The organism is Thermotoga maritima MSB8, from assembly GCF_000008545.1.
GTDB lineage: Bacteria > Thermotogota > Thermotogae > Thermotogales > Thermotogaceae > Thermotoga > Thermotoga maritima.
On record NC_000853.1, the window covers coordinates 1,554,870 to 1,577,106 of the forward strand.

General features: G+C 45.4%; 25 protein-coding genes and 2 tRNA genes. 23 read left to right on the top strand and 4 right to left on the bottom strand.

The features are described 5' to 3' along the window. The first annotated feature begins 86 nt into the window (after window positions 1-86). From ffh to lepB, 8 genes are read left to right on the top strand one after another with little or no spacing between them, the layout of a single operon-like run. Window positions 87-1,388: a signal recognition particle protein gene (ffh, locus tag TM_RS07945; protein ID WP_004081977.1), complete on the top strand. Its 1,302-nt coding sequence runs from the start codon at window positions 87-89 to the stop codon at window positions 1,386-1,388. Window positions 1,389-1,401: 13 nt separating this feature from the next. Next, window positions 1,402-1,689, top strand: a complete 288-nt coding sequence (rpsP, locus tag TM_RS07950; protein ID WP_004081979.1) for a 30S ribosomal protein S16 — start codon at window positions 1,402-1,404, stop codon at window positions 1,687-1,689. After that, a complete protein-coding gene (locus tag TM_RS07955) occupies window positions 1,686-1,913 on the top strand; it encodes a KH domain-containing protein (RefSeq protein ID WP_004081981.1) in 228 nt (75 codons plus the stop codon). The genes rpsP and TM_RS07955 overlap by 4 nt, the downstream gene beginning before the upstream one ends. Window positions 1,914-1,917: 4 nt before the next feature. Further along, window positions 1,918-2,448 carry a ribosome maturation factor RimM gene (gene rimM / locus TM_RS07960; protein WP_004081983.1) on the top strand — a complete coding sequence of 177 codons (531 nt, stop codon included), beginning with the start codon at window positions 1,918-1,920 and terminating at the stop codon, window positions 2,446-2,448. Beyond that, entirely contained in the window at window positions 2,448-3,185 is a 738-nt protein-coding gene (trmD, locus tag TM_RS07965) for a tRNA (guanosine(37)-N1)-methyltransferase TrmD (protein ID WP_004081985.1), read from the top strand. The genes rimM and trmD overlap by 1 nt, the downstream gene beginning before the upstream one ends. Next, window positions 3,179-3,757 (top strand): RNA methyltransferase, encoded by a 579-nt coding sequence (locus TM_RS07970; RefSeq protein ID WP_004081987.1) that lies wholly within the window; start codon window positions 3,179-3,181, stop codon window positions 3,755-3,757. The genes trmD and TM_RS07970 overlap by 7 nt, the downstream gene beginning before the upstream one ends. Window positions 3,758-3,759: 2 nt before the next feature. Continuing rightward, window positions 3,760-4,107 (top strand): 50S ribosomal protein L19, encoded by a 348-nt coding sequence (gene rplS, locus TM_RS07975; protein ID WP_004081989.1) that lies wholly within the window; start codon window positions 3,760-3,762, stop codon window positions 4,105-4,107. Then, window positions 4,107-5,027, top strand: a complete 921-nt coding sequence (gene lepB / locus TM_RS07980) for a signal peptidase I (protein WP_004081991.1) — start codon at window positions 4,107-4,109, stop codon at window positions 5,025-5,027. Before rplS ends, lepB begins: the two co-directional genes overlap by 1 nt. Here the strand turns inward: lepB and TM_RS07985 are convergent. After that, window positions 5,024-6,835, bottom strand: coding sequence for a PQQ-binding-like beta-propeller repeat protein (locus TM_RS07985; RefSeq protein WP_004081993.1), 1,812 nt, complete (start codon window positions 6,833-6,835; stop codon window positions 5,024-5,026). The two genes, lepB and TM_RS07985, sit on opposite strands and share 4 nt — an antisense overlap. Window positions 6,836-6,904: 69 nt before the next feature. On the opposite strand from TM_RS07985, the gene truA reads away from it, so the two are divergent. The 7 genes from truA to prfB are packed head-to-tail and all read left to right on the top strand — an operon-like array spanning window position 6,905 to window position 14,685. Next, a complete protein-coding gene (gene truA / locus TM_RS07990) occupies window positions 6,905-7,642 on the top strand; it encodes a tRNA pseudouridine(38-40) synthase TruA (RefSeq protein ID WP_004081995.1) in 738 nt (245 codons plus the stop codon). Next, complete coding sequence (locus TM_RS09725) at window positions 7,639-7,800, top strand: hypothetical protein (RefSeq protein WP_244261684.1); 162 nt, start codon at window positions 7,639-7,641, stop codon at window positions 7,798-7,800. Before truA ends, TM_RS09725 begins: the two co-directional genes overlap by 4 nt. Further along, window positions 7,797-8,954: a PQQ-binding-like beta-propeller repeat protein gene (locus tag TM_RS07995; RefSeq protein ID WP_244261685.1), complete on the top strand. Its 1,158-nt coding sequence runs from the start codon at window positions 7,797-7,799 to the stop codon at window positions 8,952-8,954. Before TM_RS09725 ends, TM_RS07995 begins: the two co-directional genes overlap by 4 nt. Further along, window positions 8,933-9,736, top strand: a complete 804-nt coding sequence (locus TM_RS08000; RefSeq protein WP_004081998.1) for a TlyA family rRNA (cytidine-2'-O)-methyltransferase — start codon at window positions 8,933-8,935, stop codon at window positions 9,734-9,736. Before TM_RS07995 ends, TM_RS08000 begins: the two co-directional genes overlap by 22 nt. Then, window positions 9,733-10,959 carry a hypothetical protein gene (locus tag TM_RS08005; protein ID WP_004082000.1) on the top strand — a complete coding sequence of 409 codons (1,227 nt, stop codon included), beginning with the start codon at window positions 9,733-9,735 and terminating at the stop codon, window positions 10,957-10,959. The genes TM_RS08000 and TM_RS08005 overlap by 4 nt, the downstream gene beginning before the upstream one ends. Window position 10,960: 1 nt before the next feature. Beyond that, entirely contained in the window at window positions 10,961-13,576 is a 2,616-nt protein-coding gene (gene secA / locus TM_RS08010) for a preprotein translocase subunit SecA (protein WP_004082002.1), read from the top strand. Window positions 13,577-13,581: 5 nt separating this feature from the next. Continuing rightward, a complete protein-coding gene (prfB, locus tag TM_RS08015) occupies window positions 13,582-14,685 on the top strand; it encodes a peptide chain release factor 2 (protein WP_004082004.1) in 1,104 nt (367 codons plus the stop codon). Here the strand turns inward: prfB and TM_RS08020 are convergent. Continuing rightward, window positions 14,677-15,612 carry a helix-turn-helix domain-containing protein gene (locus tag TM_RS08020; RefSeq protein ID WP_010865365.1) on the bottom strand — a complete coding sequence of 312 codons (936 nt, stop codon included), beginning with the start codon at window positions 15,610-15,612 and terminating at the stop codon, window positions 14,677-14,679. The two genes, prfB and TM_RS08020, sit on opposite strands and share 9 nt — an antisense overlap. A gap of 118 nt (window positions 15,613-15,730) precedes the next feature. On the opposite strand from TM_RS08020, the gene TM_RS08025 reads away from it, so the two are divergent. Genes TM_RS08025 through TM_RS08040 form a run of 4 tightly spaced genes read left to right on the top strand, consistent with a single transcriptional unit; the run spans window position 15,731 to window position 19,027 of the window. Then, window positions 15,731-16,876, top strand: a complete 1,146-nt coding sequence (locus TM_RS08025; RefSeq protein WP_004082008.1) for an alkaline phosphatase family protein — start codon at window positions 15,731-15,733, stop codon at window positions 16,874-16,876. 10 nt (window positions 16,877-16,886) lie between these two features. Next, a complete protein-coding gene (locus TM_RS08030; protein WP_004082010.1) occupies window positions 16,887-17,330 on the top strand; it encodes a ribonuclease H-like YkuK family protein in 444 nt (147 codons plus the stop codon). A gap of 12 nt (window positions 17,331-17,342) precedes the next feature. Beyond that, window positions 17,343-18,425, top strand: a complete 1,083-nt coding sequence (locus tag TM_RS08035) for a hypothetical protein (protein WP_004082012.1) — start codon at window positions 17,343-17,345, stop codon at window positions 18,423-18,425. Next, window positions 18,419-19,027, top strand: coding sequence for a ComF family protein (locus TM_RS08040; RefSeq protein WP_004082014.1), 609 nt, complete (start codon window positions 18,419-18,421; stop codon window positions 19,025-19,027). Before TM_RS08035 ends, TM_RS08040 begins: the two co-directional genes overlap by 7 nt. Here TM_RS08040 and TM_RS08045 read toward each other — a convergent pair. Together TM_RS08045 and TM_RS08050 are read right to left on the bottom strand one after the other, a co-directional pair. Then, a complete protein-coding gene (locus TM_RS08045) occupies window positions 19,017-20,270 on the bottom strand; it encodes a glycerate kinase type-2 family protein (RefSeq protein WP_004082016.1) in 1,254 nt (417 codons plus the stop codon). The genes TM_RS08040 and TM_RS08045 overlap by 11 nt on opposite strands. Next, window positions 20,249-20,869, bottom strand: a complete 621-nt coding sequence (locus TM_RS08050) for a nitroreductase family protein (protein ID WP_004082018.1) — start codon at window positions 20,867-20,869, stop codon at window positions 20,249-20,251. The genes TM_RS08045 and TM_RS08050 overlap by 22 nt, the downstream gene beginning before the upstream one ends. 26 nt (window positions 20,870-20,895) lie before the next feature. On the opposite strand from TM_RS08050, the gene TM_RS08055 reads away from it, so the two are divergent. The 4 genes from TM_RS08055 (at window position 20,896) to TM_RS08070 (ending at window position 22,206) form a co-directional block, all read left to right on the top strand. After that, window positions 20,896-21,282 (top strand): hypothetical protein, encoded by a 387-nt coding sequence (locus TM_RS08055; protein ID WP_004082020.1) that lies wholly within the window; start codon window positions 20,896-20,898, stop codon window positions 21,280-21,282. Between the two features lie 5 nt (window positions 21,283-21,287). After that, window positions 21,288-22,010 carry a GGDEF domain-containing protein gene (locus tag TM_RS08060; RefSeq protein WP_010865367.1) on the top strand — a complete coding sequence of 241 codons (723 nt, stop codon included), beginning with the start codon at window positions 21,288-21,290 and terminating at the stop codon, window positions 22,008-22,010. A gap of 33 nt (window positions 22,011-22,043) precedes the next feature. Beyond that, window positions 22,044-22,118 (top strand) — tRNA-Val (locus tag TM_RS08065). Window positions 22,119-22,130: 12 nt separating this feature from the next. Further along, window positions 22,131-22,206, top strand: a tRNA-Phe gene (locus TM_RS08070). Window positions 22,207-22,237: the final 31 nt, after the last annotated feature.

The window sequence follows — 22,237 nt, forward strand, 5'->3', positions numbered from 1 at the left end:
TTAAGTGCGCTACTCCTTAGATGATTGGAAACCTGGTATTAATGAGAAGCGTCTAATATGAGAGAAGGTCCTTCGGAGGTGTTTCGATGTTCGAGAATCTTCAGGAGAAGCTGTCTAGGGTTTTCAAGAATCTGTCTGGACGCGGAAAGATCACAGAAAAGAATGTAAAAGACGCGATCAGGGAAGTGAAACTTTCCCTGCTCGAAGCTGATGTCAACTACAAAGTTGTGAAAGAATTCGTGGACCACGTCCTCCAGAAAGCTCTCGGAGAGGAAGTCCTCAGGAGTCTCACACCGGACCAGCAGTTCATAAAGATAGTGAGAGACGAGCTTGTAAGAATCATGGGAGAAAAGAACGAACCATTGAGACTCGTCCACAGACCAGCTCCCATAATGATGGTGGGACTTCAGGGAAGCGGAAAGACCACAACGTGTGCAAAACTCGCAAAGCTCCTCAAAAAAGAGGGAAGGAATCCTTTGCTTGTCGCAGCGGATCTGTACCGTCCTGCAGCCGTTGATCAGCTTGTGAAGCTTGGAAATCAGATTGGTGTAAACGTTGTTCACGATTACAACAAAACACCCGTTGAGATAGTGAAAGAAGCTGTAGACGTTGCTGAGAGTACAGGAAAAGATGTTCTGATAGTGGATACCGCTGGTCGACTTCACATAGACGAAGAGATGATGAAAGAGCTGGAAGAGATAAAGAAAATCCTGAACCCAGATGAGATCCTGCTCGTCGTTGACGCGATGATGGGGCAGGACGCAGTCAATACCGCCAAGGTGTTTGATGAAAGGCTCGATTTAACAGGATTCGTTGTAACGAAGATGGACGGAGATGCAAGAGGCGGAGTCATTCTCTCCATAAAGTACGTGACTGGGAAACCCGTTAAATTCATTGGAACGAGTGAAAAACTCGATGGTCTGGAGCCGTTCCATCCAGACAGAATCGCAAACCGAATCCTGGGAATGGGGGACGTTCTTTCACTGATCGAAAAAGTGGAAAAGGAACTCGATCAGGAAAAGATGAAGAAAAGCGCAGAAAAGTTCCTGAAGGCAGAGTTCACCCTGGAAGATTTCAAAGAACAGCTTCAGGAGATGAAAAAACTCGGACCTCTTTCTTCCATTCTTGAGATGCTTCCAGGTGCACCGAAGGTCGATGTGGAGATGAGTGAAAAGGAGCTGAAAAAGATCGAGGCCATCATAAATTCGATGACCATAGAAGAGAGAAGAAATCCCGGTATAATAAACGCCAGTAGAAAAAGGAGAATCGCACGTGGAAGTGGAACTACCGTCCAGGATGTGAACAAACTTCTCAAAAGCTATGAACAGATGAAAGCTCTAATGAAGAGGATGAAAAAAGGTAGATTCAAAATACCATTTGGATTCTGAGGAGGTGTGTTCGGTGGTAAGGATCAGACTCACAAGGATGGGAAAGAGACACCAGCCTTTCTACAGAATAGTCGTTGTTGACAGCAGGAAGAGGAGAGATGGTGCTTACATCGAGTCTCTTGGATACTACAACCCTCTGAAAGAAGGGGAAATAAAGATCGATGTGGAAAGAGCCGTGGAATGGATTCTGAAAGGAGCCCAGCCGAGCGACACTGTGAGGGATATCTTCAGAAAATTCGGGGTTATGAAGAGGGTCCACGAGATAAAATACGGAAAGAAAGAGGAGGCCACGGCTGAATGAAGGAGCTCCTCGAGAAGATTCTTCGGGGAATAGTGAAGCATCCCGAAGAGGTTGTGGTCATGGAGTTCGACGAAGAAGGAAAGAAAGTATACGAAATCGTTGTGAACGAAGAAGATGTTGGACAGGTCATAGGAAAAGATGGAAGAACGATAAAATCTTTGAAGATACTTCTGAGTGCACTCATGGGAGATTCTAAGGAGATCACCATCAAGGTGGTCCGGTGAGAGTATGATAAGAACCATTCAAGACCTGTTGAATGAAAGAGTGGCGATTGGAAAGATCGTCAACACACACGGCCTCAAGGGAGAGGTCAAGTTCTTCCCTTACACGAACTCTGAGGAAATCGTGAAGAACCTCTCCAGTGTGGTTCTTTACAACAGCGAGAAGAAGGCGTTTTACAACCTCACCGTTGAGTCTGTGAGGAGGATGAACAAGCTCTTTCTCATCAGGTTCAAATCGATAGACACGATAGAAGCCGCAGAAAGGATCAAAGGTTGTGAAGTCTTCATAAAATACGAGGAGCTTCCAAAACTCAGCGAAGACGAATACTACTTTTACGAAATACTGGACTGCGATGTTTTCTACGAGTCGGGCGAAAACGTTGGAAAAGTAGTTGACATAATAGAAACCGGTTCGAACGACGTACTCGTGGTGAGAAAAAAGAAGAAGGAAACCCTGATCCCCATGACGAAGGACTGTATAGTTGAAATCGACAAAGGTGCGAAAAAGATCATAGCAAAGGAAATGGAGTGGATTTGATGAGAATCACAATAGTGACTATATTCCCTGAAATGGTCGAAGTTATAAAGAAGTACGGCGTCATAGCTCGGGCGGTAGAAAGAGGTATCGTGGAGATAAACGTGGAGAATTTGAGGGATTACACCACCGACAGGCACAGAACGGTTGACGATTATCAATACGGCGGCGGATACGGCATGGTGATGAAACCTGAACCTTTCTTCAGATTCTACGAAAGTTACGTAGAAAAATATGGAAAACCTTACGTTATTCTCACAAGTCCGCAGGGGAGAATTTTCAACTACAAGATAGCAGAAGAACTTTCAAAGAAGGACGACATCGTTATATTCTGTGGAAGGTACGAGGGAATAGATGAAAGAGTGATGAGCATCGTTGACGATGAAATATCCATAGGAGACTACATACTCACGGGTGGAGAGCTCCCCGCCATGGTCATAACTGACGCTGTTGTGAGGCTTGTACCGGGTGTTGTCGAGAGAGAATCCGTAGAAAGAGAATCGTTTCATCAGGGACTACTCGATCATCCCGTTTACACAAGGCCGTATGAGTACAAGGGTATGAAAGTTCCAGATGTTCTCCTCTCTGGAGACCACGAAAAGGTGGAGCTCTGGAGAAGAAAGGAGAGCATAAAGAAAACACTGGCAAAGAGGCCAGATCTTTTCTTAGCGAAGGAACTGGACGAAATGGACAAATTGGCTATAATAGAGTTGTTCAGGGAGTTGATGGAAAAATGTTAGAGAAGGTGTACGTGGCCCTGATTCATTACCCTATAAAAGGAAAAGACGGCAGCATCATATCAACGGCCGTGACAAACCTCGATGTCCACGATATAGCAAGGACTGCGAGAACGTACAACCTCAAGGGATACTACATTGTGACTAACCTCAGAGCGCAGCAGGATATGGTAAGCAAGATGTTAAAATTCTGGAGAGAAGGTTTTGGAAGCCGGTACAATCCTTCCAGAGCGGAATCTCTCAAGCTCGTGAAGCTCAAATCCTATCTGGAGGATGTGCTGGAAGACATAGAAAGTGTCGAAGGAGAAAGACCTTTGATCTTCTTCACCTCTGCGAAAAAACGCGAAAATGACATTTCTTTCGAAGAGGGAAGAAGAATAATCATAGAAACCGAAAAACCTGTTCTCATACTTCTCGGTACAGGCTGGGGTCTTCCCGATGAAATTCTCGAGATATCCGATTACGTACTGGAGCCCATAAGGGCGCAGTCTGATTTCAACCATCTTTCCGTGAGAGCGGCTGCTGCCATCATCATCGATCGGTTGATAGGAGAAAATTACGCGAGGAGGGATTGAAGATGGATCATCTTGTGAAAATCATCGAAAAGAAATATGAAAAAAAGGAGATTCCCGATTTCAGACCAGGAGACACCGTGAGGGTGCACGTGAAAGTTATAGAAGGTGACAGAGAAAGAACACAGGTGTTTGAAGGAATCGTCATCGCAAAGAGAGGTTCTGGAATAAACAAAACGTTCACAGTGAGAAGAATAGGCAGCCACGGTGTTGGAGTCGAAAGGATCTTCCCCGTCCACTCCCCAGTTGTTGAGAAGATCGAAGTTGTGAGAAAGGGTAAGGTGAGGAGAGCCAAGCTCTACTACCTCAGGAACGTGAGAGGTAAGATCAGGATCAAGGAGCGCAGAGATTGATGAACTTGAAAAAAGAATCCGTGGAATGGATCAAGGCACTCCTTTATGCACTGGTTGCAGCGACGATCGTGAGACTCTACATATTCGAGACCATGCTGGTTCCGACTGGATCGATGATCCCAACGATACAGATTGGGGATCGGCTCTTCGTCGAAAAGATCACGTACACTGTACGTGAACCGCAGATAGGAGAAATCGTGGTTTTCTGGTCACCGTTCGTGGATGAGAGAGCAAGCCACATGCTCCGACTTTTCGATAAATTCATGGATCTCTTTTCTCCCAGTAAGTTCAGGGGTCATGTAAAGTACGTGAAGCGCCTCGTTGGAAAGGGTGGAGATGTCCTCGAAATAAAGGACGGAAAACTCTACGTGAACGGTGAGGTTCCGGAAGTTTTGAAAGACAGGTACTACGAGCCGGAAGGGATTTTCAAATACGAAGATTTTTACGAATGGCTGTACACAGCGAGCAAGCTGAGAAAAGACAAACAAGCGTACAGAGATTTCATATACGATATCGCAAAGAATTATGGCAGAACAGCGGCAGTTCTTGTTTTCTCCCTCATCGGGGAGGAAGGTCTCAGCTACGGAGAAGCTTTCCTCCCCGGTTTGTTGAACTATTTCGATCCATCCATGGTTTACTACGACGAGAAAACGAAATCCTATTACATCCCAGGAATGATCTACCATGAGTTTTACGAGGAATATTACTCCAAACTCGATCTCAAGAAGTACGTCGGAAAAACAGATGATGGTACGATCAGAATAAGGGTGCCGGAAGGATTTTACTTCCTGATGGGGGACAACACAAAGGAAAGTCTTGACTGCAGATATTTCGGTTTTGTCCCTAAGGACCACATCATAGGATGGCCAATTTTGAGGATCTGGCCCTTTGAAAGATTCGGTCCTATTCAGAAATACTAAGGATGAACAGAATCGAAGAAACAGTAGAGATTTCCACTTCTGGTGACAACCACTACACGTTCTTCACCAACAACGGGTTCTACGGTACTCTCCCCGACCTTTCTTTCCCATCTTCTCTTTCCATCGAGCGTGAAGGAGTAAAGAACGCCCTCAGACACGAAGTATACGTATCCTTCCTTTGAAACAGCCACCGGAGAAGGAGTGGAAGCTGAAATGATTCTTTTCACATTACCGGAAAGGTCGATCGAGTAGATTCCATCTTCCGCGTTCACGAAAACGGTATCTCCGAAAGCTGAAAGTTGTGAATTCAACGAGAGAGGAAGTTTCTTTTTCCAGACCACGTTACCGTTTGTTCTGTTAACGCACAACAACCAGCCTGAGTTACTTCCAGTGATCACATATCTGTCGATGATTATCGGTTTCATCGTTAGAAGATATCCTGTGCGGGTTTTCCATCTCAAGGAACCATTTGAATAGAGAGAGTACAGACTTCTCGAAGTTCCAAAATAGACGACTCCGTTTTCATCGACCGTTACACCGGTTGAAATCCACTCTTCGTCTTTGAATCGCCACACGATGGAAGAATCGTGATCGATGAAGTACACTTCGCCGCTGTCGGTGGCAAGGTAAATACCGTAGGAATTCACTTCAAAAGGCTTTGAAACATCAGCCTCAAGATCGATTTTCCACACCAGCTGACCGTTTTGAGATATGGCGTAGAGGAAGTTGTCCCAGCTCGTTACGTAGATCCTTTCCATGAAAACGCGGGGTGGTGCCGTTATGACGAAACCTGTTCTGTAACTCCAGAGTTTTCCACCGCTCATCGAGATAGCGTGAACGATTCCTTCTACATCCGCCACAACCAGCAGATTTTCAAAAATGACGGGTGAAGATCTCACCTCGGCTTCCAGATTCAGCTGCCAGATCAAATCTCCCGGTGTGTACATCTCACCCTGAGCAAGAACCGGAAAAACCCTTTGAGCTGTTCCGATCTTCTTCAGAGAGAAGACTCCCACTCTGTAGAGGTCGTTACCTTTTGTGAAGAGGATTGAATCCTGGAGTTTTACAACCGATGTGGTGTTTCCACTTGCGATGTACTCCTTGAACGCTCTGGGAGACGTCAATTTTGCCGCGTTCATGGTGATCACTTTGTTTCTGAAAAAGACGATCAGAAAGTCTTCGATCCATTCTAAGTCTTCTGCTTCTTCAAATTTCGAGAAGAAAACGACCTTCGGTGCCAAAACGTTTTCCAAATCCACCAGAAAAATCGTTCCATCGGAAGTTAAAGCGGCGAACGCTTTTTTCTCTTTGTTTACAGAAATCTTGTTTATCTCTGCCTCGGCCTCTATCTTCCAGATCTCTTCACTGTTCTTCGTGAGAGAAACGTATTTTCCATGACTCACCAGCAGGTAGCCTTCGTAGAAATCGACGTCAGAAACGGATTGTTGAAAACTGATCTTGCTGTATTTGAAAGAAACGGGATCCAGAAGTAGAACCTCTTTTTCGCAGATTACCACCAAACGTTCATCGTTCCACTTCAATTTCTTTGCCGGTATTTTCAGCGATCGGATGATTTCTTTGCTCTTCAGATTGTACTCCAGGAGAGCGTTTCCGGTCGCAAAATATGCCGTATCCGAAACCACGACTCCATCGAGAGGAGAGAATGGAAAGACGATCTCCAGGTTCTTCTTCAAGTAATCTCCTTCCACTTCCACGAGGGAGGCGAGGTTTCCCTGGACGACCATGAGTTGCGCTGAGAATAGGTAAGACGCGAGAAGGATGCAAAAGAAGACGATTTTCCTCCACATGTATTTCAACTCCGGCTGTTAAAATATGATCTGGTACAGTAAAAATATAGCACGAATCGAGGTGAAAAGATGAAGCGCGTGGCGGCAGTGATCGAGTACGATGGAAGTAATTTCTTTGGATACCAGGGGCAACCCGATGTCAGAACGGTTCAGGGAGTTATAGAAGACGCTCTTGAGAGGATATTCAAACAGAGAATCTACACCCAGGCAGCGGGAAGAACGGACACCGGTGTTCATGCGAACGGTCAGCTCATCGCTTTCAACTGTCCGAACGATCGAATGACCACCGAGGACATAAGAAACGCCATGAACGCGAATCTTCCGGATGATGTTTATGTGAAAGAGGTTTTCGAAGTTCCTGTGAATTTTCATCCCCGTTTCGATGTGACAAAGAGAATCTATCACTACTTCATTCTGACTTCGAGGCAGAAGAACGTTTTCCTCAGAAAATACGTCTGGTGGTTTCCCTACGAGCTCGATCTCGATGCGATGCGAAAAGCGGTGAAGTATCTGGAAGGTACCCACGACTTCACCTCTTTCAAGACGGGGAGTGATGAAAGAGATCCTGTGCGGACCATATACAGAATCAGAATTTTGAGGTTAAAAAACGATCTTGTTCTCATAAGAGTGGAGGGGAGATCCTTTCTGAGAAGAATGGTTCGAAACATCGTTGCCGCTCTTGTGAAAGTTGGTTTGAAGCAGTGGGAACCTGAGAAGATGAAGGAGGTGCTCGAAGCACGCGACAGGAGCGCGGCGGCTGGTACCGCACCTGCACATGGCTTGTACTTTTACAAAGTGCTGTTTTGATTCTTGCTTTCAATTACAGGATTGAGGAAAACGGAGTACTTTACTTCCTCGGTGATGCGACTCCGACGTCATCTGAAATCGAGATCATCGAGGAATGGAAACGGCTTCCTGTGGTGACGCTTGTTTACGATGGACCCTCTGAGTACGAAGCGTTGTGAGAGATCTTCTCTCTGAAGAAGGAGTACTGACTGGTTCGGGAACACCCCTCATTGTCAAGATTCGAACTAAGGAAAATTACGTTGCCTTTCAGTTGATATTCGAAGAAAAGTCCGTGGATAACTTTGAAAATCTCTCAACAAAAGACTCCTTCCCGGAACACTTCAGAAGAGCTGTTAGGGGAATCTTTCCAGATTCTCAGCTTCCCGATGAGTTTTTCCTCGTCGTTTACAGAGATGGAAAGTTTGAAAGGAGCCTTCAACCGACTGCGACTTTTGCGGGAAGAAAAGCTCCCGTTGTGATAATTCCTCAGTGGAAAGAGAAACATACTCTGGAAATAGGAAACTACAGAAAGGTGGTTGACGAAGAGTTTTACCAGATTGGTGGGAAGATGATATACGCAGGAAGGGACATTTTCATAGAAGACGTCCCAGGGCTCTACAGGAATATCGATATGGTCTTTTTGGACGGAGAAAAAGAGTGCATCTATCGCGATGGATTTCTTATGATGGAAGAAAAAATCCTAAAGATCGAAGAACCCGTTGATGTGGTTGATGGAATAGTGATCACCAGACACAGGATGGGAAGTAAAGAGATCGATGATACAATTCTGTTCAGGTGGAACAATTTTGTTTTAACGGCATCGGGTTTCCTTGTGGATATAAAAGGAAAATGGTCGTGGAAAGTTTCAAATGCACCGGTGGAGTTTTCCTTTCAGGGTGATATTTTCTACGTGCTCGATGTGTGCGGTTTCTTGAGAAGTTACAATCTCAAAACAAGACAGCTTCTCTGGGAGAAGAAATTCGAAGGAGCCTGGGGGCTGGACTCTTCTAAGGATCGCGTTTTTCTGGGTGCTGGAGACGAAGTACTCGTTTTGAACGCACAGGACGGAGAGACGATCGAAAGAATGGAAGCAGATGATTTCGCTGTGTGGAAGGGTAGACTGCTCGTTTACAAAGATGGAAAGGTAGATGGAGAGGATATGGAAGGGTTCTTCATCAGAAACTTTGGGATGCCTCTCTTCGTTTCGGGAAAGCGAGTTGTGATGTTTGGTACGGAGAAAAAGGAGTTCGAAGAAGTTGAGAAAGTGCGTCTTTTTGACTGGGGAACGGTGATAAAGGCAGGGGATGAATTGTGGCTGATAAGAAGAGATTAGACCAGCTTGTTCTGGAAAGAGGACTCGTGGAGAGCAGGGAAAAAGCGAAGGTGTTGATACTGGCGGGGAAGGTTCTCGTGAACGGAGAAAGGGTTACAAAGGCCAGTAAACTCGTTCCAGAAGATGCCAATGTCGAACTCCTGGAGGAGCCAAAGTATGTGAGCAGAGGAGGGTACAAACTCGAGTCTGCCTTCGAGAGCTTCAAAATAGACGTTTCAGGGAAAGTCGCGTGCGACATAGGAGCGTCCACGGGGGGATTCACGGATTTTCTTCTCCAGCGTGGAGCGAAGAAAGTGTACGCTGTGGATGTGGGGTACGGCCAGCTTCATTGGAAATTGAGAAACGATCCTCGGGTTGTTGTGATGGAAAAGGTGAATGCTCGTTATTTAAATCCTGATGATCTGGGAGAGAAAGTGGATGTTGTAACCTGCGATGTGTCTTTCATCTCTTTGAAAAAGATCATCCCTGCCATTTCCAGGATACTGAAGAACATCGGTGATGCTGTTTTGCTCGTGAAGCCTCAGTTTGAAGCTCCAAGAAAATTCGTAAAAAAGGGTATCGTAAAGGATCCAGGTGTTCACCTTGAAGTGCTGGAGGAAATACGAAAGAGCCTGATCGAGAACGGTTTTGTTGTGAAAGGATGCTGTTTTTCAAAAATCAAAGGAACGGAAGGGAACATAGAGTACTTTTTCTGGGTCAAAAAGGAAGGAGAGAACGCTGAAATAGACCTGAGAAAAATCGTGGAAGAAGCCTGGAGGTTTTTTGGGGAGAGGGAAAGATGAAGAAAACAGTGTTTTTTTTGCTTTTAATGGCTTCTCTGTCTTTTTCAGTACCTGTTCTGCAGAACTACGATTACTTTATTCATCTAAAGAATACCGGAGAGCTCTACTCCGCTTTGAAGAAACTGCCACTTTTTGAATTTTTGTTCTTGGAGGGTGTCGGTTACGAGGAAACGGTTGTGGAATGGGTGGAAAGTCGATTGAACGATCCCGAAGAGTTCTTTCAGGGTATCTCAAGCGAGATAGTGATCTGCGGAAAGGGAGATATTTCGAACCTCTTCACCTTGGATATCAACGAGATTCTCTCCTTATCAGAGAAGATAAATGGATTCATAGCCTTCAAGACACCGGCTCCAGAGAGGTTCATTGAGGATTTTGCAAAGGTGAAGGACCGCACTTTCATCAAAAGAGACGATCTCTATGTTCTGGGAAACACCACACCTCTTTTCTCGAAAATTTCAGGAAACTACGTCTTGATCTCCTCGACAGAGACCGTGTTCGAAAAGATAGGAGAGAGTGAAGACACGACTGATAAACCGTTCTTTGCCCGTATCAAGAAAATGAGCGTGTTTGGGAGAGAAGGTGAAGTCGAAATCGTGGGACAAGTGAAAGAATCTCACCTCACCGTTGAGATCACGCAGAAGGCCAGTCCATTCAGGGTATCAGCCAGAGAAGATATCGGTAAACTGCCGTATCTGGGAGATCTTTTTGCATTCACAAGCGATCCTGAGATCCTTAGGTGGTTTTTCATGAATATGTTCAGAGGAAGCGATGTGGAGAAGTTTTTCAACACGATTTCTTCTGAGGGGAGCTCTATGTTTCTGGTTTCTCTGTACGGAACACCACGGTTCGCTTTCCTGATGGAGAATAAAACGCTGGATGAGGTGACGTCCGATCTCGTCAGCCGTGGTGCGAAATTTGTGGGAGAAGAACTGCAGCTCGATGTGGGAGGTTTGCTTCTTCACTTTTTCAATTACAACGGGAAAATCGTTGTTTCATCCATGAAGAAAGTGGGATTTCTGCAGACTTTGAACAGAAAAAGACTCGAAAATCATCCGAGTTTCGTCTTTCTGGAAAAAGAAGTTCCTAAAAGCGTTTTTCTCGAGGTGTTCGTTGACCTTTACACGCTTTTCGACAAGCTCCTCGGATTTTCTCCAAGATCGAGCCTTCTCCTGATAGGCTATGAGGAGGATGGTCTCATAAAATACAGATTGGAGGTAATGTGAAATGATACTCTTCGATAAGAACAAGCGCATTTTGAAAAAATACGCGAAGATGGTCTCAAAAATAAACCAAATAGAGTCCGATCTACGCTCGAAGAAAAACAGCGAGCTGATAAGACTTTCCATGGTGCTGAAGGAAAAAGTGAATTCCTTTGAGGACGCCGATGAACACCTTTTTGAAGCGTTCGCCCTGGTTAGAGAAGCAGCACGAAGAACGCTCGGAATGAGGCCTTTCGATGTCCAGGTGATGGGTGGTATAGCGCTCCATGAAGGAAAAGTGGCCGAGATGAAGACCGGTGAAGGAAAAACCCTCGCCGCCACCATGCCGATTTATCTGAACGCTCTCATCGGAAAGGGTGTTCATCTGGTCACGGTCAACGACTATCTGGCCAGAAGAGATGCGCTCTGGATGGGACCCGTGTATCTCTTTCTCGGTTTGAGAGTGGGTGTGATAAATTCTCTGGGAAAGTCGTACGAGGTGGTGTGGAAAAACCCTGATCTCGCCAGAAAAGCAATAGAGGAAAACTGGAGTGTCTGGCCTGATGGGTTCAACGGAGAAGTTTTGAAAGAGGAATCTATGAACAAAGAAGCCGTTGAGGCTTTCCAGGTGGAACTCAAAGAGATAACCAGGAAGGAAGCCTATCTGTGTGACGTTACCTACGGCACGAACAACGAATTCGGCTTCGATTACCTGAGGGATAACCTCGTTCTCGATTACAACGATAAGGTGCAGAGAGGCCACTTCTACGCCATTGTGGACGAAGCCGACAGCGTACTCATAGACGAAGCAAGGACCCCACTGATCATCTCCGGTCCCTCCAAAGAGAGTCCTTCTGTGTACAGGAGATTCGCTCAGATCGCTAAGAAGTTTGTTAAAGATAAGGACTTCACGGTAGATGAAAAAGCGAGGACCATCATTCTCACCGAAGAGGGTGTGGCGAAAGCGGAGAAGATCATCGGTGTCGAAAACCTTTACGATCCGGGAAACGTGTCTCTTCTCTACCATCTCATAAATGCCTTGAAAGCGCTGCACCTGTTCAAGAAGGATGTCGATTACGTCGTCATGAACGGTGAAGTTATTATCGTTGACGAGTTCACGGGAAGACTGCTGCCTGGCAGACGCTACAGTGGAGGGCTCCACCAGGCTATCGAAGCCAAAGAAGGAGTACCCATAAAGGAAGAATCCATCACCTACGCGACGATTACCTTTCAGAATTACTTCAGAATGTACGAAAAGCTCGCCGGTATGACGGGAACAGCCAAAACAGAGGAAAGCGAATTCGTACAGGTTTACGGTATGGAAGTGGTGGTTATTCCCACTCACAAGCCCATGATAAGAAAGGACCACGATGATCTGGTCTTCAGGACTCAGAAAGAAAAGTACGAAAAGATCGTGGAAGAAATCGAAAAGCGCTATAAAAAAGGTCAGCCAGTTCTTGTCGGAACAACCTCCATCGAAAAGAGCGAACTTCTCAGTTCCATGCTGAAAAAGAAAGGTATCCCCCATCAAGTTTTGAACGCGAAATACCATGAAAAAGAAGCTGAGATCGTCGCCAAAGCCGGGCAAAAAGGCATGGTGACGATCGCCACCAACATGGCTGGGAGAGGAACAGATATAAAACTCGGACCAGGAGTGGCGGAACTTGGAGGACTGTGCATCATAGGAACGGAAAGACACGAGAGCAGAAGAATCGATAATCAGCTGAGAGGACGTGCCGGTAGGCAAGGAGATCCGGGAGAGTCCATCTTCTTCCTCTCTCTCGAAGACGATCTTCTGAGAATCTTCGGTAGTGAACAGATTGGAAAAGTGATGAACATACTCAAAATAGAGGAAGGACAGCCTATACAGCATCCGATGCTTTCAAAGCTCATCGAAAACATTCAGAAGAAGGTTGAGGGTATCAACTTCTCGATAAGAAAAACCTTGATGGAAATGGATGATGTCCTCGACAAACAAAGAAGAGCAGTGTACTCGCTTCGCGATCAGATCCTTCTCGAAAAAGACTACGACGAATATCTGAAGGATATCTTCGAAGATGTTGTCAGCACAAGGGTTGAGGAGTTCTGTTCCGGGAAAAATTGGGATATCGAAAGCCTCAAGAATTCTCTTTCTTTCTTCCCGGCTGGTTTGTTCGACCTGGACGAAAAGCAATTCAGTTCTTCTGAAGAACTTCACGATTACCTGTTCAACAGACTTTGGGAGGAATATCAGAGAAAGAAGCAGGAAATAGGCGAGGATTACAGGAAAGTGATCAGATTCCTGATGCTCAGAATAATAGACGATCACTGGAGAAGATACCTGGAAGAGGTAGAGCACGTTAAGGAAGCCGTTCAGCTGAGGTCTTACGGTCAGAAAGATCCTATCGTTGAATTCAAAAAGGAAACGTACTACATGTTCGATGAAATGATGAGGAGAATAAACGATACGATAGCCAACTACGTCCTCAGAGTTGTTAAAGTCTCGGAAAAGGATGAAAAAGAGGCCAAAGAAGAACTTGGTAAAATAAGACTCGTGCATGAAGAATTCAATCTTGTGAACAGAGCGATGAGAAGAGCCACAGAAAAGAAAAAGAAAAAAGATGGACTGCACAGCTTTGGTAGAATAAGAGTGAAGAGGTGATGGGTATGATCAGTTTCGAAACCAAAACCAAGATAGAAGAACTTGAAAAGAAATACAAGGATGTTCTTTCGGTGGTCAACGAGGATGAAATCAACAAGGAACTCGAAGAGGTAGAGAAAAAACTCACAGATCCATCGGTATGGGATGATCAAAAAAAGGCGCGTGAGTACACCCAGAAACTGAAGAGGTTGAAGAACATCTCTGAAGATTTGAAGAGAGTGAGATCTCTGTTCGAAGATCTGGAAGTTGCCATAGAACTTTCCGACGAGGATCAGGAGATGGCTCAGCACGTGGAAGAAATAGTTCAGGAGCTGGAAGGTGCCGTCAAAAAACTGGAACTTGAGATCATTCTGAACGGAAAATACGATCCGAACAACGCTTATCTGTCGGTCCATCCAGGTGCGGGTGGTACCGAGTCTCAAGACTGGGCGCAGATGCTTCTCAGAATGTACATGAGGTGGGCAGAGAGAAAAGGTTTCGATGTTGAGATTGTGGAGTTCCAACCGGGAGAAGAGGCCGGTATCAAGGATGCCACGATTCTCATAAAAGGTGAATACGCTTACGGTTACTTGAAACACGAATCCGGTGTTCACAGACTGGTCAGGATCTCACCCTTCGACGCGGCCAGAAGAAGACACACTTCTTTCGCTTCTGTGAATGTGATTCCGGAGATAGATGACGACGTGGATATAGAGATCAGACCGGAAGATTTGAAGATAGAAACTTTCAGAGCTTCTGGACACGGCGGACAATACGTCAACAAAACCGAATCTGCCGTGAGAATCACGCATCTACCGACCGGGATCGTGGTCTCCTGTCAAAACGAAAGATCGCAGCACCAGAACAAACAAACCGCGCTGAAGATACTCAAAGCGAAACTCTACCAACTCGAGATGGAAAAGAAGCGAAGGGAAATACAAGAGATTCAGGGAGAACTCAAGGACATTTCCTGGGGAAACCAGATAAGATCTTATATTTTCCACCCGTACACGATGGTTAAAGATCACAGAACCGGAGTGGAAACTGCGAACGTTGACGCCGTTATGGATGGAGACATAGATATGTTCATAGAGGCCGAGCTGGTCTATTTCGCTCGTCGATCAAGTTAAACCGTATTTCTTCATTTTGTAAGACAGGGTCTTGTAGTTCATATTCAGGACTTCACATACTTTTTTTCGATTGCCCTCGTTTTCCTCGAGGGCTTTCTTTATGACCTTCTTTTCCACGAATTCAACCAGAGAGTCAACGAATTCTTTCAGGTTCAAGCCTTTTATCTCATCGATTCCACTGGCGATTTTCATCGCCTGATCAACGGGATTCTCCAGAGTAATTATTTCGTAGACTTTCTCGAGAAATTCCTGCGTGTTTCCCGGCCAGTGGTACTCTATCAGGAGCTTTGTCAGATCGTCATCGATTTTCACTGTTTTTCCCTGGAACTGAAGAGACTTTATGACCCCGTCAAGCATGTAGGGTATATCCATCTTTCTTTCTCTCAAAGGCGGTATTTCGACGAAGGGGATGTTGTTTTTCGGTGTGCTGTCCATTCCCAGTATTATCTTTCTACCACCAAGGCCAGCAGGCGAGAAATCTGGAGGCACATCGTCGATGAAAACAGTGTGCGAATTTATGTTCAGCGGAAGATCTTCGTGGTAGATGAGGGAAAGGTAATTTCCACCCGTTACAAAATCCACATACGCGTGTCTGTGAACCCCTTTCTCTGAAACCAGCGCAAAAATTGAAAAAGAATTGTAAAATTTCAAAACTTGGAACAGAATTTCCTTTATCTTGGCTCCCTGAAGTTCTGGGGTGTAGAGTAAAAGGTTGAATCTTGCCTTGATGGTTTCAAGATCCTTTCTGGCAGCCGCGTACTTCAAGGCAAGTTCCAGCTCCCTCAAAGACTGGACAAAAAGGGTGTCTTCCATTTCCAGAATTTTTTCACCGAAAACTACATCCCACTTTTCGGCAAGGATCTTGTCTCTGTAGTCTTCTCCTTCGTACAGGTCCCAGATCACATCGTGGGATATCTCTGATATCATATCTTTGAAGGTGTTGACAATATCCTTTCTGATGAGGACCCTCAACACGGTATCAGCCCCGTTGTCCGTTGCTTCCGTTTCAAATCTTACCACACGAAAGGGAGGAAAGAGGAACGGAATGGAGCTCAAAAAACTGGATGAAGGTCTTTTCTGGCCGGATTACAAAAACTCTATCGTCAATTTTTCAAATTCGATTCTCGAGTTGTTCGACGAAAAACCACTACATAGGCCTTTCAGGTTCCCCAAGCGAGTTCTTGAAAACGTGAGAAAAGTGATCGTTATGGTAATAGACGGCCTCAGTTTTGAGATCTTTTCGGACACGATTCATGATGACGATGTTCAGGTTTTTCCCTGTTCGGCTGTTTTCCCAACCACCACCGCTGCTGCTCTTCCCAGTCTCTACTCTGCTCTCACACCGCTAGAACACGGTTTTTTAGGTTACATTCTTTATCTCAGAGAAGTGGGAAGCCTTGTGAACATGATAGAGATGTCTCCTCCGGGCCTTCCCAGAGACAGCGTGCTCAGGTTTCACGATTTCAAGTTCACCACTATCTTTCAGAGACTTCAGAGCAAAGTGAAGAGCTTCTTTCTTATTCCAAGGTATCTTCTGGGAACGGGTTTTTCCAGAATAATGTCCCAGGGATCGGAGCAGATCGGTTTTTCGAGTTTTGGGGATATGATCGAAAGAACTCTTGAAGTGCTTGAAAAACACGACAGAACGCTGGTTTTCATCTACTGGCCAACGTTGGATTCGATAGCGCACAAAAACGGTGTTGGAAGAGAGTACATCAGAGAGCTAAGATGGATTTACAGGATCTTGAAGTCCGAACTTCTCCGCAGGTTGAAGCAGGATACGCTCTTTTTCCTCGTGAGTGACCACGGACAGATTTCGACACCTCAAGACAACGAAATATGGTGGAATTTTTCTTCTGAAGTTATGAGGTTTCTCGACAGACCCCCCGCTGGAGAACAGAGAATGATGTTTCTTTATACGAAAAAAAAGAGAGCTTTGATAGAATATCTTAAGGAGAAATACGGAGATTTTGCCGTTTTTCTTGACACGAAAGACGTCGTCCAGCTTTTTGGAACTGGAAGAAAGCATCCAGAATTTTTCAGCAGAGTGGGAGACGCTGTTCTGATAACAAGGGAGACTTTTTCTTTCAATTACAGATACACAGGAAAGGAAGAGAGCTTGTCTGGAAGGCACGGGAGTCTTTCTTATCAGGAACTGGTGGTGCCGTTGGTAGTCTACAGGAGGTGGTAGGTTCCGTTATTTGAAGAGTCCAACCTGGGGAAAAGTGGATTACAGAACGGTTCGAGAGCTCATAAAAAAGTTCACAGAAGGATACAAATACAGCGTGTTCGTCGGGACGGACAGTGATGTGAAGGACGGGAAAGTGATATACGCCACGGCACTTGTTGTGTATCGTTTTGGGAGCGGTGCCACTTACTTTTACACGGTGTACAGGGACGGAAATGGAAAAGATCTGTATTCGAGGATCTTCAAAGAAGCGGAGATGAGTCTCGAGATGGCAAGATTCGTAGAGGAGATATTGAAGCTGGGAAAACCTGTTGTGCACCTCGACATAGGTTACGAAGGTCTCACAAAAGATCTCGTGTCCAGTGTGATAGGTTACGTGAAGGGGGTTGGGTACCCCTATCAGATAAAACCTGATTCGTTCGCCGCCACGAAAATTGCGCATAAACACACCAAATAGGGAGGTATAGTTGTGAGAATCCTTCTGAGTGTCTCCAGATTCGAAGACGAACTGATCGAAATTCTCGATAGACTCGATGAAACATACGAAATCTTCGCTGATAACGATTGCTTCGAGATTCTCAAAGATAGAATCCCCAGGATAAGACCGTTTGAAAGAGACGACTTCGATCTTCTTTATCTGAACTGGAGAGATTTGCCTTCCGAGAAACGAGAGGAAAAGATACTTTCGACCATCGATGAGAACAGAACTCTCCTTTTCCTAAAGGCGATCAAGAATTATCGTGAAAAGCTTGTGGTGACCACTTTGGAAGATTTGAAACTCACCTTCTCTGAGATAGAAAGAGCGGGGGACGTTTCCCTTCAAACTAGGAGGTACCTTCTTCTCAAAGGGCTTGCACATTTTTTGAAAGTTCATTCCGAAGTTCTTGAGAGCCTGTCTGATCTATTTTTCATAAAGGATTGGAAAGCAATCGTCCTGGAAAGGTTACAAGAGGGTATCAAAGCGCCTGTCAGTCTCCTGCCAGTGAGCATTCCTCCAGAACTGGTTGAGGATATCGGTCTCGCTTCGCATCTGATAAGGTTCCTGCCCCAGAAAGCGTGCGTTCTGGTTAAAAACGGGAAGATCGTTTACGCTTCATCGACGGGTGATCTTCCAGAAATCGAGGGTGGTGTTTTCGCACTCAAAGGTGTGTTCAGAGGAGAGAAGAAGTTTGACTTCATCCTGGCAGAGGATTTCGAAGGTGATGTGGAGGGTTTGAGGATAAAGGACTTGCTCCATCAAGAAGAGGGCCTCGTTCTTTTGGGAGCGTCTGGATACCTGAGAGAACCCGTTCCAACAAACGACTTCACAGAGGTGCTCTCTATGCACCCGGTTTTCGACAGCTGCGCTGTGACGAAAGAAGGAAAACTCGTCCTTCACGTTGTGGAACTGAACAGAAGCGATGTCATAAATGCCCTTGAGAAAATTGACCTTTCGGGCACGGAGGTGGCGTTCAACTTTCCCATCTCTGATGAAGAGAAAGCCGAGCTGAAACAAAAGGGGGTAAAGAAGGTATCCTGGATAGATTCGAGAAGAATCTGGAGAAGGTGCTGAACTATCTTTTTGAGAATAACTGCCTTCTCTGTGGCAAGGAAGTGTCACCACTCAGATCTTTGTGTGAGAACTGCGAAGAGAAGGTCCTCAAAAATGGACCTTCTTTTTATCGTGAAGTTCACAGAAAATACGAGCTTTTTGTGTACTCTGACTACACGGATGAAATTGAACGCATCATAAGGCTTTACAAATATCATGGTGAAGTTTCTCTTTCCGGAACATTGGTGAAGCTTTTTCTGAAACTTTACAGTTATTTTCCCAGAGAAGCCAACCTCATCACATGGGTTCCTTCTTCGCTTGATTCTCTCGAAGACAGAGGCTTCGATCACATGAGACTTCTAGCGAAGAGGATAAGCAAAGAGTTGGGCATACCGTTTGACGCTGTTCTGGAAAACGTGTCGGAAGGAAGACAGGTGGAAAAGAGCAAAGAAGAGAGGAAAAGAACCGGAAGATTCATCTGTAAGAAAGATCCTCCTCAGAACGTGATACTGATAGACGATGTTTTGACGACGGGAACCAGTGTAAGAGACTGCGTGGAAACCCTTTTCAGGAATGGAGTCAGCAAAGTTTTCGTTTATGTTCTGGCGAAAACTAGACGATGAGGCCTATTATCAAGTCGTTGACGTTCGTTCCCGTAGGTCCTGTTATCAAGAGCGCTCCAGATTTTTTCAGAGCGTTGTACGAATCGTTGTTCTTCAGATACTGGTAGGGGTCTTCTCCCATTGCTTTCAGCGTTTTTGCCGTGCTTCCATCCACGATTCCTCCAGCTGCGTCTGTGGGGCCGTCCGTTCCATCTGTTCCTGCTGAACACAGAATCACTCCTTCTATCCCTTCGAGGGCTATCGCTGCTGAGAGGGCAAGTTCTTGGTTTCTTCCTCCGATGCCGTTTCCTTTCACATGAACGACTGTTTCTCCACCGAAGATCAACGCGGCTGGTTTTTTCAGAGGTCTGTCTTTGAACTTGACCTCCTTCATGATGCTCGCTATGAATCTTCCCGCTTCTCTGGCTTCACAGTCCAGAGAAGTGGTTATTATCTCCGCGTTGAACCCTTTTTCTTTTGCCAAACTCTTCGCTTCGTCACACACCTTTTGAACGTTTCCTATCAAATGTATCTCCACGTTCGATAGATGTTTTGGAGTCTCCTGAAGGATCGCTCTTTTCACCGATTCGCTGGTTTCTATTCCGTACTTTTCCAGAACTTTCAGAGCGTCTTCGGAGGTGGAGCTATCAGGCCAGGCAGGACCGGATGCTATCACGTCCAGTCTGTCACCGAGTACATCGGAGAGGACGAGCGCTACGACTTTAGCGGGAAACACCCTCTCCGCGAATCGACCACCTTTCACCTGCGACAGGTGTTTCCTCACGGTGTTTATCTCTTCTATGCTTGCACCACTTTTCAAGAGAGCGCTGGTTAGTTTTTGAATTTCTTCGAGAGACACTCCTTCTAAAGGCAACTCGAAGAGGGAAGAACCTCCTCCAGAAAGAAGAAAAAGGACTGTGTCGTTCTCATTCAGCTGATCAACAAGTTCTAAGACTCTCCTGGTGGTTTTTATGGTGTTTTCATCGGGAACCGGATGGCCTGCCTCGTAGATTTCAAAATCATCTATCGGTCCTTCGCTGTGGCCGTACTTTGTTACAACCACACCTTTTCTTATCTTCTTCCCAAGAACTTCATAAGCAGCTTTTGCCATTCGCCACGCTGCTTTCCCAACGGCAACGAGAATCACTCGATCGAGGTTCAACTTCGGCAGCGTTTCTTTCACTGCTCTGTCGGGAAAAACCGCTTCTATGGATTTTTTGACTATTTCTATCGCTAATTTCTTCAAGGATTCAGGATCAAACAATACGTATCCTCCCCTCTTTTTTGTATCACAGGTTCTCTTTTGAATATCTCCCGGGCTGTGAGGTACGCGTGTGACAGGGCTATTCCCAGGTCTACAGGCCTTTCCGAAGAGATGCAGAGTTCACCGCCGGTGTATTTGATTTTCCACGGCTGTCTGTTCAGGGCAGACGGTGCCAGGATCGTCATCTCAACGATTTTTACGATCTCGGGTGGAAGTTCTTCCAGGTCGTTTTCGAGAAAGGAGGTGATGGGTCTTCTCTTTCTGGTGAAATTTCTGGTCCTGGGATATCCGAAGACGATGATGTAAGGAACATCAGGATGGGGTGATCGGGCCATCCAGCACGTTCCAAAACCCTGCGCTGTGAGAAAAAGGACTATTTGTTCTCCCTGAAAACCGTATTCGACGAGTTCGTCAAAATGTTTTTCAGCTTTTGCGTAAATGTAACTTGGAAATGAGGAAAGATTTATTTTCCAGTCCAGTTTCTTTGTGATAAACTTTACTAAAAGATTTTCAATATCATCTTTTACTCTCTCCGGCATTTTCCTTTCCAAAAAATCCCGCACTGAGTGCCTGTTTTCAATCGCTTCAAAGATGTTCACCTCTACCACCTCCGGGGGTGAGCGACGTGAGAAAATCACTGGCTTTTTTGATTGTTTCTGTTCTGCTTTCAATTTCTTTTGGGGATTTCCTGTATCTTGTGCCGCTCTCGGTGGATTTTCCCGAGGAACTCTACGAGAGCACGGGAACCAGGTCGTTCCTTGTGAAATATTTTACTCTTTTCGAAGACGAATTCCAAAAGGGAATCGTTTTTTCTGGATGGATCTTTTCACCCAGCGATCAAGCCACAACCACCGTGGAAGTGAAGCTCGAAGGTAAAGGAGAACAGCACAGCTTCTTTGTAGAAGCGATTCGTGAGGGTTTTTACCTTGTGATCCCTCCACATCTTCTGGTGTTTCCAAAGGATTTGAAGGTCTTCATTGGAAAATACGAAGTGGGGGGTGAGCCTCGTTGATAAAGATGATCACCCATTTAACGGCTGCTGTGCCTCTTTTCTTCTTCGTCGTTATCGTGAGAAAGTACGCAAGGAGCCTGGGGAGTTATTTTCTGGAACTTGGAGTTTCTATCATAACAGGGGGGCTTTTACTTACAGAGATCAACGGAACATTTGGATATAATATCATACTTGTTGGGATAGTGGTTACCTTTTTTGGCGTAACAAAAATCTTCAAGAGATTAAAAGAAATAGCCATAAAAGACTATCTCACAGGACTTTACACGAGGTACTACTTCTTTGAGGAGTGGCTCCCAAGGGAAATGGAAAGGCAAAAAAGAAAGAGTGGAAAAGGCATTTCTTTTCTCATCATCGATCTGGACGATTTCAAAACCATCAACGATAAGTATTCTCACAGAATAGGCGACAAACTTTTGAAGTACGTTGCAAGTGAGATCATCAAAAACATCAGGAAAACCGATTGTGCGGTTAGATTCGGCGGAGACGAAATCCTTGTTGCTTTTCCGGATACCGACAAAAAAACTGTTGAAAACATTGTGAAAAGACTCGAGAAAAAATTAATTTTCAACCCAGTGGGACTCCCGGTAGAATTTTCTTATGGAATAGAGACCTGGAAACCCGGTGAAAACGTGGAAGGTATTGTTCAAAACGCGGATCTTCAGATGTACGCTCTGAAGAACCTGAAAAAGCAAAAGCGCGTTCTGACGGAAGAGCCAGAGGTTGACTAACTCAAAATTTTAAGGTAATATATTCAATGCGGTGGGAGCGTAGCTCAGGGGAAGAGCGCCTGCCTTACAAGCAGGAGGTCGTAGGTTCAAGTCCTGCCGCTCCCACCAGAGATGTCAGGTGGCCAGGTAGCTCAGTTGGTAGAGCACTGGACTGAAAATCCAGGTGTCGGCGGTTCGATTCCGCCCCTGGCCACCAGTTCTGTTCAAAAGATATTCAGCCCGGTCAA